This is a genomic window from Pedobacter sp. 22226 (assembly GCF_052045455.1).
Classification (GTDB): domain Bacteria; phylum Bacteroidota; class Bacteroidia; order Sphingobacteriales; family Sphingobacteriaceae; genus Pedobacter; species Pedobacter jeongneungensis.
The window spans coordinates 540543-556401 of record NZ_JBQEPB010000004.1 but is presented as its reverse complement, the minus strand read 5'-3'; the positions used below and the strand labels follow the sequence as shown (position 1 = coordinate 556401).

General features: G+C 39.7%; 12 protein-coding genes. 3 read left to right on the top strand and 9 right to left on the bottom strand.

Annotated features, from left to right (window positions below):
- Nucleotides 1–31: 31 nt before the first annotated feature.
- From ACTJKC_RS11895 to ACTJKC_RS11880, 4 genes are all read right to left on the bottom strand, one after another.
- The gene (locus ACTJKC_RS11895; protein WP_440792151.1) at nt 32–1549 is read right to left on the bottom strand and encodes a GH3 auxin-responsive promoter family protein; all 1518 of its coding nucleotides are present in this window, start codon (nt 1547–1549) and stop codon (nt 32–34) included.
- A gap of 190 nt (nt 1550–1739) precedes the next feature.
- On the bottom strand, nt 1740–2480 hold the full coding sequence (gene lptB, locus ACTJKC_RS11890) for an LPS export ABC transporter ATP-binding protein (protein ID WP_316824582.1): 741 nt from the start codon (nt 2478–2480) through the stop codon (nt 1740–1742).
- Nucleotides 2481–2561: 81 nt separating this feature from the next.
- The gene (gene recJ / locus ACTJKC_RS11885) at nt 2562–4262 is read right to left on the bottom strand and encodes a single-stranded-DNA-specific exonuclease RecJ (protein WP_440792149.1); all 1701 of its coding nucleotides are present in this window, start codon (nt 4260–4262) and stop codon (nt 2562–2564) included.
- Between the two features lie 102 nt (nt 4263–4364).
- Nucleotides 4365–5690 carry a sulfatase-like hydrolase/transferase gene (locus tag ACTJKC_RS11880; RefSeq protein ID WP_440792147.1) on the bottom strand — a complete coding sequence of 442 codons (1326 nt, stop codon included), beginning with the start codon at nt 5688–5690 and terminating at the stop codon, nt 4365–4367.
- A gap of 113 nt (nt 5691–5803) precedes the next feature.
- Here ACTJKC_RS11880 and ACTJKC_RS11875 point away from each other — a divergent pair, with 113 nt between their 5' ends.
- On the top strand, nt 5804–6571 hold the full coding sequence (locus ACTJKC_RS11875; RefSeq protein WP_440792145.1) for an MBL fold metallo-hydrolase: 768 nt from the start codon (nt 5804–5806) through the stop codon (nt 6569–6571).
- A 246-nt stretch (nt 6572–6817) separates the two neighbouring features.
- Here the strand turns inward: ACTJKC_RS11875 and ACTJKC_RS11870 are convergent, their stop codons facing one another.
- Nucleotides 6818–7405, bottom strand: coding sequence for a YceI family protein (locus ACTJKC_RS11870; protein ID WP_440792143.1), 588 nt, complete (start codon nt 7403–7405; stop codon nt 6818–6820).
- A 296-nt stretch (nt 7406–7701) separates the two neighbouring features.
- On the opposite strand from ACTJKC_RS11870, the gene ACTJKC_RS11865 reads away from it, so the two are divergent.
- A complete protein-coding gene (locus ACTJKC_RS11865; protein WP_440792141.1) occupies nt 7702–8151 on the top strand; it encodes a hypothetical protein in 450 nt (149 codons plus the stop codon).
- Nucleotides 8152–8477: 326 nt separating this feature from the next.
- On the opposite strand, the gene gcvP is transcribed toward ACTJKC_RS11865, so the two are convergent.
- The 4 genes from gcvP to ACTJKC_RS11845 form a co-directional block, all read right to left on the bottom strand.
- Nucleotides 8478–11354: an aminomethyl-transferring glycine dehydrogenase gene (gene gcvP / locus ACTJKC_RS11860; protein WP_440792139.1), complete on the bottom strand. Its 2877-nt coding sequence runs from the start codon at nt 11352–11354 to the stop codon at nt 8478–8480.
- 447 nt (nt 11355–11801) lie between these two features.
- Entirely contained in the window at nt 11802–12365 is a 564-nt protein-coding gene (locus tag ACTJKC_RS11855; RefSeq protein WP_440792137.1) for a hypothetical protein, read from the bottom strand.
- Nucleotides 12366–12478: 113 nt separating this feature from the next.
- Entirely contained in the window at nt 12479–13375 is an 897-nt protein-coding gene (locus ACTJKC_RS11850; RefSeq protein WP_440792135.1) for an EamA family transporter, read from the bottom strand.
- Nucleotides 13376–13417: 42 nt separating this feature from the next.
- Complete coding sequence (locus ACTJKC_RS11845; RefSeq protein ID WP_440792134.1) at nt 13418–14134, bottom strand: pyridoxine 5'-phosphate synthase; 717 nt, start codon at nt 14132–14134, stop codon at nt 13418–13420.
- 83 nt (nt 14135–14217) lie between these two features.
- Between ACTJKC_RS11845 and ACTJKC_RS11840 the strand changes: the two genes are divergently transcribed.
- A complete protein-coding gene (locus ACTJKC_RS11840) occupies nt 14218–15858 on the top strand; it encodes an ArnT family glycosyltransferase (RefSeq protein ID WP_440792132.1) in 1641 nt (546 codons plus the stop codon).
- Nucleotide 15859 lies beyond the last annotated feature (1 nt).

The following is a 15859-nucleotide window of genomic DNA, read 5'->3' as shown; positions in this document are numbered from 1 at the left end:
TGTGAACTAAACAAATATAACCAATAATATTTTAAGATAATTTCATCATTTCCAAAATATCATCCACATATTTTCTTTCATTCGCCAAACGGGGTACCTTATGCTGCCCGCCCAGTTTATTTTTAGCTTTTAGCCAGTTATAGAAAGTATTTGCGGGCGCGTTATGCACTTTTGGACGGGCCAGTGCCATATCTTTAAAACGTTTGGCATCATAATCGGAGTTTACCTCACGCAGGGTATCATCCATAATATCGACAAACTTTTCAAAATCATCAGGCTGTTTATCAAATTCGATGATCCACTCATGTCCACCAGCTTTTTCTCCTTTAAAATAAATCGGTCCGGCAGTATAATCTTTTATTTCGGCACCGGTTTCCAGGCAGGCTTTGGTTAAGGCTTGTTCGGCATTGTCGATAATTACTTCTTCGCCAAAAGCATTGATAAAATGCTTGGTACGCCCTGTAATTTTTATGCGGTATGGAGAAAGAGAGGTAAACTGGATGGTATCGCCGATCATGTAGCGCCACAAACCACCATTGGTAGAAATTACAATGGCGTAATTTTTATGCAGTTCTACATCGCCAAGCAACAATGCTTTAGGATTTTCTTCACCAATGTTTTCCATAGGAATAAATTCGTAGAAAATGCCATAATCAAGCATCAGCAACATTTCTTCTGAGTTATCCTGGTCCTGAATACCGAAAAATCCTTCAGAAGCGTTGTAAGTTTCCAGATAATACATATCATCAGAAGGGATCAGTTGCTTAAACTGCTCGCGATATGGCGCAAAGTTTACTGCTCCGTGGATATATAATTCTAAGTTTGGCCAAACTTCGAGCAGATTCTGTTTTCCGGTAAGTTCGAGCACTTTTTTAGCCAGTACGATAGTCCAGGTGGGTACGCCCGAAATACTGGTTACATTTTCATTAATGGTGGCTTCGGCCATCCGATCCATCTTGATTTCGTAATTGTCCATCAAAGCGATAGACATATCGGGTGTACGGTAATATTCGGCCCAAATGGGAAGGTTTTTGATTAAAACTGCTGATAAATCACCATAAAAGCAATCTTCGTTTAACTGGTTAACCTGATGGCTTCCACCCAAAACCAACCCTTTTCCGGTAAACATCTGGTTATCAGGACGGTTATTACAATAAATAGAAAGCATATCCTTACCCCCTTTAAAATGGCATTCTTCTAATGATTCGGGAGAAACGGGAATAAACTTACTTCTATCGCTGGTGGTACCCGATGATTTCGCAAACCACTTGATATCAGATGGCCAGAGAATATTCTGCTCGCCATTGAGCATGCGCTCGATATAAGGTTTTAAGGTATCGTAATTCTGGATGGGAACGCGTTCCTGATATTGTTGTGGCGTTAAGATGGATTTATAATCGTAATGCCTGCCCCATTCGGTATTTTCGGCACTATCAATCAGGGTATGGAACCACTCTTCCTGAACATCATGCGGGTATTTCATAAAAAGCTCGATCTGGTGGATCCGCTTTTTCATTAACCAGGTAAAAATTGAATTTACAAATGCCATCTTTAAATGTTAAAGTGAATGAGCCTCATTTTACCAAAGAATTTCATACTTGCCCATTGATTACGCAGGGTTACGCACAGATTTTTATACACAGTAAATAATTTATAGCTTTTGTTTTAACATCGCGATTAGGCAACACATCAAATGAAATTTTGTTTGTTGATCTAAATATTTATCGTTGTTTAAATGCTTAAACATCGAATTTTTTGCGCTTCAATACAAAATTAGATCCGAGGTACACTTTCCTAACCATTTCGTTTTCAGCCAACACTTCAGGGACACCTTGTTCTAAAATTTTTCCTTCAAAAAGCAGGTAAGCCCTATCGGTGATGGAAAGTGTTTCCTGTACATTATGGTCGGTAATTAAGATACCGATATTTTTGTGCTTTAATTTTGCTACAATACTTTGAATTTCTTCTACCGCAATCGGGTCTACCCCTGCAAAAGGTTCATCCAAGAGGATAAAGTTAGGGTTTGCAGCTAAAGCACGGGCAATTTCGGTACGGCGGCGCTCACCTCCTGATAATAAATCGCCACGGTTTTTACGCACTTTATGCAAACTAAACTCGTTGATCAGTTCTTCAAGTTTATCACGCTGTTCTTCCTTGCTCAATTTGCTCATTTCCAAAATGGCCAGGATATTATCTTCTACGGTAAGTTTCCTAAAAACCGATGCTTCCTGAGCCAAATAACCGATTCCTTTTTGCGCCCTGCGGTACATCGGATCTTCGGTAATATCTTCTTCTTCCAAGAAAATGCGACCTTCATTTGGTTTGATCAAACCTACAATCATGTAAAATGAAGTTGTTTTCCCGGCACCGTTCGGGCCTAAAAGCCCAACAATTTCCCCCTGACTTACGTTAAAGGAAACATTGTTTACAACGGTACGCTGCTTGTATTTTTTAACCAGATTTTCGGCTTTTAGTATCATATATTGAATGATATTCTTCGTTGTCACATTGAGCTTGTCGAAATGTCCTTCGACAGGCTCAGGATGACACCTTGGAAATATTTAATTAACTTTTATTCCTTTAATATTTAATTGCAAACGTTTTTTATCGCGCCACACGTTTTCTTCTAACGTATAACAAACCGAAAACGGCACCTTTGGTTGTAAAAGGTTTTGAAAGTCGGCCAATCCGAATGCAATGCCTTCAAAAATAGGCGAATTTTGTTGTTTTATATTAATTTTTAAATGATTTTGGCCAACAGCCATGGCATGCTGCGCCAGATAAACATTATGGGTAACAAAAATTGGAGACATATTTTCCGGCCCGAATGGTCCCATTTGTGATAAAACCCTGTAAAACTTGCCATCAATCTGCGCCAGGCCAATTTCGGCATCGATCCTGATCATTGGTGTAAGCAGTTCTTCTGTAATGCTTGCGGATACAATTTCTTCAAATTTATCGGCAAAGGCATCAATATTATGTTCCTGCATGGTTAAGCCAGCCGCAAATTTATGCCCGCCATACTGATCCAGTAAATGCGCGCAACCACTCAAAGCTTCATATAAATCGAAGCCCACCACCGAACGGCACGAACCCGCTACATGTCCGTTAGATTTAGTAAGCACAATGGTTGGGCGGTAATATTTTTCGGTTAAACGCGAGGCAACAATCCCGATTACGCCTTTATGCCAGCTTTCGTTAAACACCACTGTGGTTTTCCTGTTAATGAGGATTTCACTTTCTCCAATTAAGGCCAGCGCTTCGCGGGTAATGTCCTGATCGTAGGTTTTACGTTCGGTATTTTTAAGGTTAATAAGCTCGCTTTGTTCCAATGAGTTACTATCCACCTGGCAAAGCAGCATGGCTACAGCATGTTTGGCGTGGTCTATCCTTCCGGCAGCATTAATCCGCGGACCTAATGTAAAAACCACATCGGTAATGCTATAATTTTCGGTTTTGCCCGAAACCTCCATTAAAGCCCTTAAACCTTCGCATGGATTGGAATTTAATTTCTTTAAGCCATAATAAGCCAAAATCCTGTTTTCGCCTACTACCGGAACAATATCTGCAGCGATACTCACCATTACCAGGTCTAAATACTGGAGGTAGGTTTCTTTCGGGAGCTGGTGTTTCTGGGCATAAGCCTGCGCCAGTTTAAAGCCGATACCGCAGCCAGCCAGTTCTTTAAAAGGATATGGGCAATCAGTACGTTTAGGATCTAAAACCGCAATGGCCTGAGGCAGTTCATCTCCAGGTAAATGGTGATCGCAGATGATGAAATCGACACCGAGTTTATTGGCATAATCAATTTTATCGATCGATTTTATGCCACAATCCAAGGCAATAATCAAAGAAAATCCGTTTTCATTGGCATAATCTATCCCAGCGGTAGAAATGCCGTAACCTTCCAGATAGCGATCAGGAATATAATATTCTATATTTTTAGTGAGTTGCGAAAAGAAACTGAAAGCCAGCGCAACCGAAGTGGTACCATCTACATCGTAATCGCCATAGATTAATATTTTTTCGTGATTGGCCAATGCAGTTTCGATACGTGCGATAGCAACATCCATATCCTTCATCAAAAAAGGATCGTGAAGATGACCGAGGTCTGGCCTGAAGAAATCTTTGGCCTGATCAAAATCACAAATATTCCGCTGCACGAGTATTTGGGCAAGTGAGCGGTCTATGTTAAGTTGTTCTGCTATTTTTGTTATCGTGCCATCATTACAGTCCGATGCCAGCACCCATCTTTTTTCCATTTATTCTGTCTCCGAACAGTAAATATACATTTTAATTGGATATGATGGCGGCAAACTTTAATGGAGTAACGAACAACTCCCTTAAATACAAAACGTTAAGTTTTACTTTGAATTTCCTGGGTATGCGGCGTAAAGTTTCATTAAATGTGCTTTCTGATCGGCATATTTTACATCATCAATTAAGTTTACGCGTTCTGCCGGATCCCATGATAAATTGTAGAGTTCGGATACTTCCTGGTTATCTTTTTTAGTAATCCGCAGTTTCCAATCGCCATCTTTTACTCCTTCCAATACATAATTGTGGTAGTAAATCGGGCGGTGCGTTTTATGATCGTTTTTATTAGTGAGCAGGCCCGAGATCGACTCGCCATCATATACTTTCTGCGGAAGTTTAGTTTTGGTCCACTCGGCCAGTGTTGGAAAAACATCGAGATTAGAAATCGGCCTGGTTAACTGGGTATTGTTAAGCGTATGACCTTTCCAATACACAATAAATGGCACACGGTGACCACCTTCGTAAGAAATGCCTTTCGAGCCCCTGAAAATCCCGGCAGAGCCCACATGGTAAAATTTGGTAAAACCATCATCATACATGCGCTGTGGTGCATTAATCCATGGGCCATTATCACTGGTGAAGATAAAAATGGTATTATCGGCCTGTCCGGAAGCAACTACCTGTTTCCAGATTTCTGCCAAACCTGCATCCATATCTTCGATTACATCACCCAATTCGCCACCTGCAGAAGGTGTTTTTCTACTTTTTTGAGCGGCAAAGGCAACGGGCAAATGCGGCATATTCTGCGCCAGGTAAAGGAAAAACGGTTTCTTTGCTACAGCACTTTTTTTAATGAACTTAATCGATTCGCGGGTATAAGCACTGGTTAAAATGCTATCGTGTGGTTTATAAATCTCTGGCTTGGTATTTCTGAAAATCTTGATCGTGGTATCGGTTTTTACATAGGGCGCCCTGTAATCGTGACTGTATAAAAGGCCGTAAAACTCATCAAAACCTTTTTTATTCGGCAGTGAAACCCCGTAATCACCTAAATGCCATTTACCAACCAAAGCAGTGGCATAACCTGATTGTTTAAGCATCTGCGCAATGGTAATTTCATCTTCGGGTATGCCGCGTTTATCGCCGGGACCAATTGGCCATGGCAGATCCATCCTGCTGCAATACCTTCCGGTTAACAATGATGCCCTTGAGGGTGTACAGGTTGGCGAAGTGGTTACAAAGTTGGTGGCTTTTATTCCTTTTGCTGCCATTCCATCTAAAAAAGGGGTTTTTATCAGCGGACTTCCATAACAAGAGATATCGGCATAACCCATATCATCGGCCAATACAATAATTACGTTTGGTTTTTGCTGTGCCTTTAATTGTAATGCGAAGCCGCAAGTAAGCAGAAAAATTAAGATTCGGAGATTCATGCCTGAAATTTAAGCATCATATTTTACAAAAAAAGGAAGTATCCAAGCTTTTACCGAAACAAATACACAAGTTTAGATTGTTACCTTTGTAGAAACATTAAAAGACTTATATTTTGCAAGTTCACACCCTATTCGAAGGAACCTACTCAGTTGATGCATCAAAGAAATTTGTGCCTTTCGACCCAGCCATACATCATTTTAAAGACAGACCTGCTTCATTATTCATCAATGTTCAGCCTTTTTTGGTTGAGCTGAAAAACGACCTCGTACTTTTTGATACGGGTTTAGGATTTAGTGATGACCACGGCGAGCTGATTTTACATAAAAACATCCGCAACGCAGGTTTCGACCCCACTGATGTAACCAAAGTTTTGATGTCGCATTTACATTACGACCATTCTGGTGGTATGATTCACAAACAAGGAAACGACAAGGTTGAATTGAGTTTCCCTGATGCAGAATATGTAATTAACCGTGGTGAATGGGAAACCGCTTTCAGCAGCACTTCTTCATCTTACCACACCGATATTTTTGATTTCGTTCAGCGCAATGCGCAGTTAAAGTTTGTTGAAGGCGATGGTGCGCTAGATGAAACCATTGCATACGAATTTACAGGTGCACACTGTCCTAATCACCAGGTTTTCCTATTAACCGAAGGCAAACAAAAGGTATTTTTTGGCGGCGATGTATTGCCCGAGCCGGAAGAACTGGTTAAAAATTTTATTGCTAAATACGATTTCGATGGCCGTAAGGCGATGGAACTCCGCAAAGAATTTGGTAAAAGAGCTGCCGAAGAAAACTGGGAATGTTTATTCTATCATGGCAAAAGCGCTGCAACTGGTTTTGTAGATGTTGTAGAGGGTGGGTTTAAAATAAGGTAGTTTATTGGTCATTATTCATTAGTCATTAGTCATTAGTGCGAACAGGTTCATAGAGGATTTAGTATGAATTAAGGCTCAAAAACCGATTATTATTTCCTTAAGATGTGGTTGGCTAAAGCCGAACCACAATGAATTTATCTTCATCTAATTTACGCTATGATTATTCATCGCTGCCTGCTTCAGCTGGCATAAAACAAAAAGCCCCGACAAACTATCGAGGCTTTCCTTTTTCCGAGACGGAAATAATTATTTCTTAGCTACCAATTTCACAGTTAATTCGAAGTTATCATCAATTGCTTTGTCGCCAATGCTATCGAAGAATGATTTTGAACCGTATTTGATGTCATATTTAGTTCTGTCAACAACAATTTTACCAGCTAAAGCTGAAGCTGTACCATCTGCATTAACAGTTACAGTTGCAGGGAAGCTTAATGGTTTAGTAATGCCTTTGATGGTTAAATTACCTGATACGGTTACGTTAGCACCTGAACCGGCAACTTTAGTGATTACGAAAGTTGAAGTTGGGAATTTAGCTGTACCAAAGAAATCGTCTGCTTTTAAGTGACCTTCTAATTTAGCGCTTCCATCAGCATCTTTAATTGAAGTCATATCGATTACAAAAGTACCGCCAGTTACACTTTTGCCATTAAAGGCTAAGCTACCTGATTGTAAAGCTACAGTTCCGTTGTGAGAACCTGTTACTTTTTTACCAACCCAGGTAATGGTTGATTTTGCTGCATCTACAGTATAAGTTACTGGTTTGGTTGGGTTTTTAAAAGCTGACAATGCCACTACTGCCACTAATAAAAAAATTGAGCTGATTTTTAATTTCATTTTCTGGTTTTTTAAAATTTGATACAAATATAGATTAACTACCGATCTCTTGTTGTTGACCTATGTTAAGTTTTTTCAAAAATAATCGGATTTATTTAAAATCATTCTATTGACTGAAGGATTATGTTAAGGTTTAATCTGGTTAACCGAAAAGGTGGAAGGTAAAAGGTTTTAGGCAAAAAGTTTCCCTGCTGTAGCCTGAAAAAGAGCGTAATTAATATTTATAATACTAATTTGATTCCTATTACCGGTTGACAAAAAATATTATATTTAAAAAATAAACGCTAAAAGCACTTATGAAAAATAAATTTTACGCTGCGCTGTACCTGTCGTGTTTGTTATTAATCTTAACCGGCTGCAATTTTAACAGTACTTACCTAAACCGCGAAGAAGATAAAAAAGATGCTGAAAAAGTAACGAATGAGTTTTACAAGGTGCTGGAGAAAAAAGAATTTGGCAAACTAACTCCATTTTTTAGTCCCCGCTTTACAGCTGTTACTAAGCCTGAAAAACTTAACGAATTTTTAGTAGCCACCACAAATAAACTTGGTGAAATAAAAAGTAAAAAATTAGATCACTGGGAATCCAAAGTGGTAAAAGGCTCTAATGCTTCAGCTAATTATGTACTTTATTATATCGTAGAAAGAACAAAATTTCAATCGAAAGAAACGATCACTTTAACTGCCGAAAATAACCAGATTAAAATATTAGGCTACAATGTTAATTCGGAAGGCATGTATAAATAGCAGATATAGCAGACCTTTATTGCTTCCTAAAAGTTAAATACCGCTTCAAGCCCTCCATTCTTAAACCTGATAGCAGCGAAAATCCTTTTTGTTTTGCCCCCGTCTTTAAAGATTGCCGCGTCGTTCCTCCTCTCAATGACGGTAACAAAAGCAGTACCCACAAAAAGATTGAAGCGAATGGCAGGGCTGCAGCCTCCGATGGAAAACCGACATTCGTTTCCAAAAAAAATCTGCAAGTTTTATAAAATAAATTTATAAAACTTGCAGATGATCTATCCAAATAGATTGCTTCGTCGTGCCTCCTCGCAATGACGAAAAAAGGAGCCTTACGGTACGATCTCTTCTAAATAACTCTCTACCGGAGGACAGGCACAGATCAATGACCTATCGCCATGACTATCGTTAACACGACCAACCGACGGCCAGAACTTGCGCTCTAACACATATGGAAGCGGGAAAGCAGCAGTTTGACGGCTATAAGCATGATCCCATTCGTTAGCGGTAATTACCGACACCGTATGAGGTGCATTTTTTAAAGGGTTATCTGTTTTATCTAAAGTTCCGTTCTCTACCGAAGAAATTTCGTTTTTAATTGCGATTAAAGCATCGCAGAAACGGTCTAACTCATGTTTAGGCTCCGATTCTGTAGGCTCAACCATTAAAGTACCCGCAACCGGGAATGAAACCGTTGGTGCGTGGAAACCATAATCCATTAAACGTTTTGCAATATCAGTCACTTCGATTCCAAAAGCTTTAAAAGCACGGCAATCTAAAATCATCTCGTGTGCACAACGGCCCTGAGCACCTGAATAAAGTACCGGGTAATGTTGCTCTAAACGCGCTTTCATATAGTTGGCGTTTAGAATCGCATATTTGGTGGCATTGGTTAAACCTTCAGCACCCATCATCGCGATATACGCGTGAGAAATGATCAGGATTGAAGCCGAACCCCATGGCGCGGATGAAACTGCAGAAATTGATTTTCCTTTATCGATATCAACCACGGCATGACCAGGAAGATAAGGAACCAGGTGTTTAGCCACACCAATCGGGCCCATACCAGGACCACCACCACCGTGAGGGATACAGAAAGTTTTGTGTAAATTTAAGTGACAAACATCGGCGCCAATATTAGCCGGGCTTGTTAAACCCACCTGTGCGTTCATGTTTGCACCATCCATATAAACCTGTCCGCCATTAGCGTGGATGGTTTCGCAGATTTCGATAATGCTTTCTTCAAACACCCCGTGCGTAGATGGATAAGTTACCATCAAACATGACAGGTTGTCTTTGTGTAATTCTGCTTTAGCTTTTAAATCTTCAACATCGATGTTACCGTTTTCTAAAGATTTAACTACAACAATTTTCATATCGGCCATTGCTGCAGAAGCAGGATTAGTTCCGTGAGCCGAAGCAGGAATTAAGGCTACGTTACGGTGGAAATCGCCTCTATCCTGGTGATAAGCGCGGATAACCATTAAACCAGCATATTCACCCTGAGCACCAGCGTTTGGCTGTAAACTCATGGCCGCAAAACCGGTAATTTCGCTTAACCATTTATCCAGTTCGTTAAAAACAGAATAGTAACCCAATACCTGATCTGCAGGAGCAAATGGATGCACACGCCCAAAGTGAGACCAGGTAACCGGAATCATTTCTGCTGTAGCATTTAATTTCATGGTACAGCTACCCAAAGCAATCATCGAGTGGCAAAGCGATAAATCTTTTGCTTCTAATGATTTAATATAACGCAACATCTCGTGCTCTGAATGGTGCGAATTAAAAATCGGGTGTGTTAAATAAGCCGAAGTACGTTGTAAAGCAGCCGGAATAACCGTTTCTACATTTTCTGCCACCTCAACCTGATCGGCAGCAATAGCTTTAACCTTTGCAAAGATTTTAGCAATTAAAGCTACATCTTCGAAAGTGCTGGTTTCATCAAACGAAATGGTTGCTACGTTACCAACATAGTTTAAGTTAATTTCGTTATCGATACATCCTGAATGGATACCGCTCTTTAAATCGCCTAAATCGAAACGGATGGTATCGAAATAAGCTGAATTTAACTGCTCAAAACCTAAACCTTTTAAAGTTGAGGCCAGGCTGATGGCCAAACCATGTGTACGTTCTGCAATGGCTTTTAGTCCCTTCGGACCGTGATACGCAGCATAGAAACCAGCCATAATAGCCAATAATGCCTGTGCTGTACAAATGTTTGATGTTGCTTTATCTCTACGGATGTGCTGCTCGCGGGTTTGCAAAGCCATACGTAAAGCATAATCGCCATGGCTATCGATGGTTACACCGATTATACGGCCAGGGATGTTACGTTTATATTCTTCTTTAGTTGCAAAAAATGCAGCGTGTGGTCCGCCAAAACCCATTGGAATACCTAAACGCTGTGTAGTACCTACCACTACATCAGCGCCCCACTCGCCCGGAGGCGTTAATAGAGTTAAGCTTAAAATATCGGCAGCTACGGTTAATTTAATATTTTTGCTATGCAATTCAGCTGCAAAGTTTTTATAATCGAAAACTTCACCATTTCCGGCAGGATACTGAACTATTGCACCGAAAAATTCTTCGGTAGCATTAAAATCCACATGACTTCCGATAACCAGCTCAATACCGTAAGGATTGGCACGTGTTTTTAAAATATCAATCGTTTGAGGAAAAACAAGTTCCGACACGAAGAACTTTTTAGCGGCCTGGTTTTTACGCAAGCTGTATTGCATAAACATCGCCTCAGCCGCAGCAGTACCTTCATCCAGTAAAGATGCATTTGCAATTTCCATTCCGGTTAAATCGATAACCATGGTTTGGAAATTTAACAAAGCCTGTAAACGGCCTTGTGCAATTTCTGCCTGGTATGGCGTATATTGTGTGTACCATCCCGGGTTTTCGAATACGTTACGTAAAATTACACCTGGGGTAATGGTATCATAATAACCCTGACCGATAAAGCTTTTGAAAACTTTATTCAACAATGAAGTTTGTTTTAAAGCACCAAGATATTCAGTTTCTGATTTCGCTGCAGGCAAATTTAAGGGCTGTTTTAACCTGATTGCCGTTGGAACAGTTTGTTCTATCAGCTCATCAATAGAATTTACGCCAACAGTTTGCAACATTTCGGCTGTATCTGCCTCATTTGGCGCAATATGACGATTTTGAAAATCTTCCTTGTAGTGGATATTTAAGCTCATGCGGTATGAATAATAAATTTGCGTGCAAAGGTAGCAAAAACAGCGCTGTATTTCACTATCAATCAGTGTAAAAAAGGTGTCTTATTTATGCTTAAAAGCGACAAAATTGGTAGATTATCTGCTAAAAATCAACACAAACGTTTGTTCAGTTTTTAGTAAATATTTTGATTATTTGGAAAGCAGTGGCTGTACTAAAATTTAAGTTTGTTCCCGCCATTCGTTACAATCTTTTTGATACTTCCCTGTCATGCTGAGGCACGAAGCATCTGCAAACTATGAAACAGATGCTTCGTGCCTCAGCATGACAGTATATTGAAGTTACTGCAATCAAAAAGGATTTTCACTGCTGTCGGGTTTAAAAACAAACGGAACTGCAATAACCCAGGGTACAAAACGTGTTCAGGCTTTCCGCTGTAACCTTTAGTCTTTCAGCTTTAGTCTTTCAACCTACTTCTGCACTTTCCAGCCTTCATCTTTACTCAACTTTAATTTATAGGTTTTGGTAATGAAGTTGCTGTTTTTATTGGCTTCTTTATCAAATGGTTCGAAATCGGTTGTATTCATTTTAAGCGATACCGTCACTTTTGCCGTGCTTGAATTTACCTGTGCAAAATCAACTGGTTTTTCGTCCGATAAAACATATTCTACCACCTTTACCGTGGCCCTGTCGCCATCCTGTTTCAACACCAGCGGACTTGCTTTATCGGTTAAGGTTATCTGATATACAAAGCTGCTATCTTTAGAAAGGAATTTCTTTTTGGCTTCTTTTAAACTTAAGGTAACCAAACCTTTGCTTGCTAACGATTTATATTTTCCCAGTTCGAACATGTCGTTTGTGCTGTTAAATTTCATCTCACCAAACTTAAACCTGGTGGTTTTATACTCGGGGTTGGCTTTTAAATAGCTCGTAATCACTTCTGCCGCCTCATCCTGATTGATGGTAGTTTTGGTTTTACAAGCGGTTAAGCCGAGAACAATAAACGATAATATATAAATGGTCAAATTTTTCATATGTAAATGTTTTTCCTTTTTAAAGGTATTTAATTTTTTAATAAGTCGGATGTCCGGGGTCCGAAAGTCTGAAGATTATTATTGCGAAAAATACCCTTATGCATTCAACCTTTCTATCCTCTACCTTTTTTTAAATATTTCAGATTAGGCAAAACCATCGCCGATAAAATCACCACAACCCCAATCCACCTTAAAAATGAAACCTGCTCCTGCAATACAAAACCGGCCATCATTACGGCAACAGGTAATTCTGCCGCGCTCAAAATAGAACTCACAGCAGTACCAATTCTCGGTACGCCTTCTGCATAAAACAGAGGTGGGATAACCGTACCGAAAACAGAGATAATTAAACCCCATTTCAGTAAGCTACCACCCAAAGCACCATTAAATAAAAATACTGGTGGGAAAATAATGAAAATCAATATACAAGCTCCGGTGATCATGAGTGCACTTTTCTTTAACGGAGCATATTCATTACCGATCCGGCCGCTTAACAATAAAAAGCCTGCATAACAAAGCGCAGCAAGTAAACCAAAACCAATTCCTTTTAAATCCATGCTTTGGATGCTGGTTTCTACCATTCCGCTCGCTAAAACCGTACCACCTAAAACCAGCACAATGGCCAGCAACTGTAAACCGGTAGGTTTCTTTTTAAAAATGAGGTATTCCATTAAAATACTCATCCAGATAAACTGCATCAGTAAAATAATGGCAACCGAATTGGGCACCAGTTTTACACATTGATAATAGAAAATACTCACCAAGCCTGTACAGGTTCCGGCAATTACCATTTTCCACCAGGGTGTTATGGCTGGTACAGCTTTAGCTTTATAACCTGCTGTTCTGCTTTGGAAGAAAAATAAAACCCATAAAATTACAGCTCCAAAAAAAGCCTGGGCGCCGGTAACATCACCTAAAGTATAACCTTCATGGTAAGCGAGTTTAACAAAAGTAGACAGGATACCAAAACTACAGGCACCCAAAAAAACAAGGAGAATTCCTTTTAACATTTATAACGTATCAAGTATGGAGAAGCAAGTACAACCAGCTCTCTAAGCCAGTTGTTGTAAATATTTCTGAACGGTTGTTTCCAAACCTAAATAAAGCGCATCGCTGATTAAGGCATGCCCGATAGAAACTTCCAGTAACCCCGGAATGCTCTGTGCAAAATAATGCAGGTTGTGCAGATCCAGGTCATGGCCGGCATTAATACCTAAACCTAAAGTATTGGCGTGATGTGCCGCAGCAATATAATTTACAATTGCTTTTTCGCGATCGGCATAATAATTATGAGCGTAAGCTTCGGTGTACAGTTCAATGCGATCGGTTCCTGTTTCCGCTGCACCTTCTACCATGTCTACCACAGGATCTACAAAAATAGAAACGCGGATACCTTCTTTCTGGAAAACGGCCACCATTTCTTTCAGGTAATCTTTATGTTTGATGGTGTCCCAACCATGGTTTGAGGTAATCTGTCCTTCGGCATCGGGCACCAAAGTTACCTGGGCAGGTTTGTTGGCCAAAACCAGGTCAACAAATTTATCTTCCTTACAATTTCCTTCAATATTAAATTCAGTAGCAATAACTGCTTTTAAATCGTACACATCCTGGTAACGGATATGGCGTTCGTCAGGGCGCGGGTGCACCGTAATTCCCTGCGCTCCGAAACGTTCGCAATCTAATGCAACCTTAACTAAATCAGGATTATTACCCCCGCGACTGTTGCGGAGCGTAGCAATTTTATTGATGTTAACCGATAACTTTGTCATAACGCAAAGATACGGCTTTGCCCCTGTTAATCTTAAACCTTCAAAAAATTTGACTTTTTTTTGCTCATATTTGCTTCCTGTAAATGAACTTAAAAGAGACCACGCTATATAAAATTTTAATCGCCCTGGTTGCACTGGTTAGTGTGTTGGCACTTTTTGGTGGAGTAATGGAACCTGATTCTGCACTTTATGCATCTATCGCCAAAAATATGGTGCTGCGGAACGACTGGATCAATATTTATGTTCGCGGTGCAGATTGGCTTGATAAACCTCATTTAACTTTCTGGCTGGCCGCTGCCTCATTTAAAGTTTTCGGAATTACGGCTTTTGCCTACAAACTTCCTTCCTTTCTGTTCGGATTATTGGGTGCAGGGTACCTTTATAAACTGGCAAAGGATATTTATAGCGAAAAAACAGGTTTAATCAGCGCCCTGATTCTTTTAAGTTCGCTGCATATCCTCATTTCTACTTTTGATGTGCGCGCAGAGGTTTACATTACCACTTTTACACTAGCCGCCATTTATCATTATTACAAGGCACATCAAAGTTCGTTCTGGCATATTGTTGCGGGTTCGTTTTTCGCTGCCTGCGCCATCATGATTAAAGGCATATTTGTACTGATCCCCGTTTTCGGTGGATTCATCATTTACTGGCTGTTAACTAAACAGTTTAAGCAGTTATTAAAACCAAAATGGTGGCTGGCCATTATATTGATTTTTATTTTCATCATTCCTGAACTTTACACTTTATACATCCAGTTCGATTTACATCCAGAGAAAGTCGTGTTTGGAAAAACCGGGGTTTCTGGTCTGAAATTTTTCTTTTGGGATAGTCAGTTTGGCCGCTTTTTTAACAACGGACCGATAAAAGGCAAAGGCGATATTTCTTTCTTTTTACATACCACGCTTTGGGCATTTTTACCCTGGTCGATATTATTTTATACTGCTGTGGTTAATCTATTTAAAAAGAAAAACAGGGTCAATTTACCTGTAGAAAGCATCATCATCTGGACGAGTGCTGCGATTACCTTTCTGTTATTTTCGCTTTCGAAATTCCAGCTGCCTCATTATATTTTAATCATTTTGCCTCAATTTGCCATTATTACTGCATTATACTTGCAAAAATTAGAGGGTAAAAGTTTAAAAATATTTTTCACGGTTCAAAATATGCTGGCGGTTTTAATTGTTTTGGTACTGTCTGCTGTTGCTGTCTTTTTTGCTTTTACGAATAATTATTTAGCGATTGCAGTTTTAGTTAGTTTATTGGCTGTTTCCTTTTTAATTTTTAAAGGATTAAAGGCTGAAAATTTACTGGCAAGAAGTACGATGATTTCGGTTGGCTTAATGATTTTTCTATCTGTATTTTTCTATCCATCCGTTCTCAAATATGAATCGGGTATGGAAGCCGGTAAATGGTTAAAAGAAAACTATCCGGATGCTAAAGCTTCTGTTTTGATGTATCCCGATGCTTATTCATTCGATTTCTATGCCAATGGCGAGCCGAAATATTTCTGGAGTTATGATGCACTAAACAACACTAAAGATAAAAACGATCTGATCATTTACACGCCGGCAGCTGAATTGGAGCGATTAAAAACTGAATACCATGCCGAAGTGTTAAAATCTTTTGAATACTATCACATTACCAAGCTCACCGGAAAGTTTATTAACGCCAAAACACGTCCTCAGTTACTAGAACAATTTTATTTGGTTAAAATACATTAGC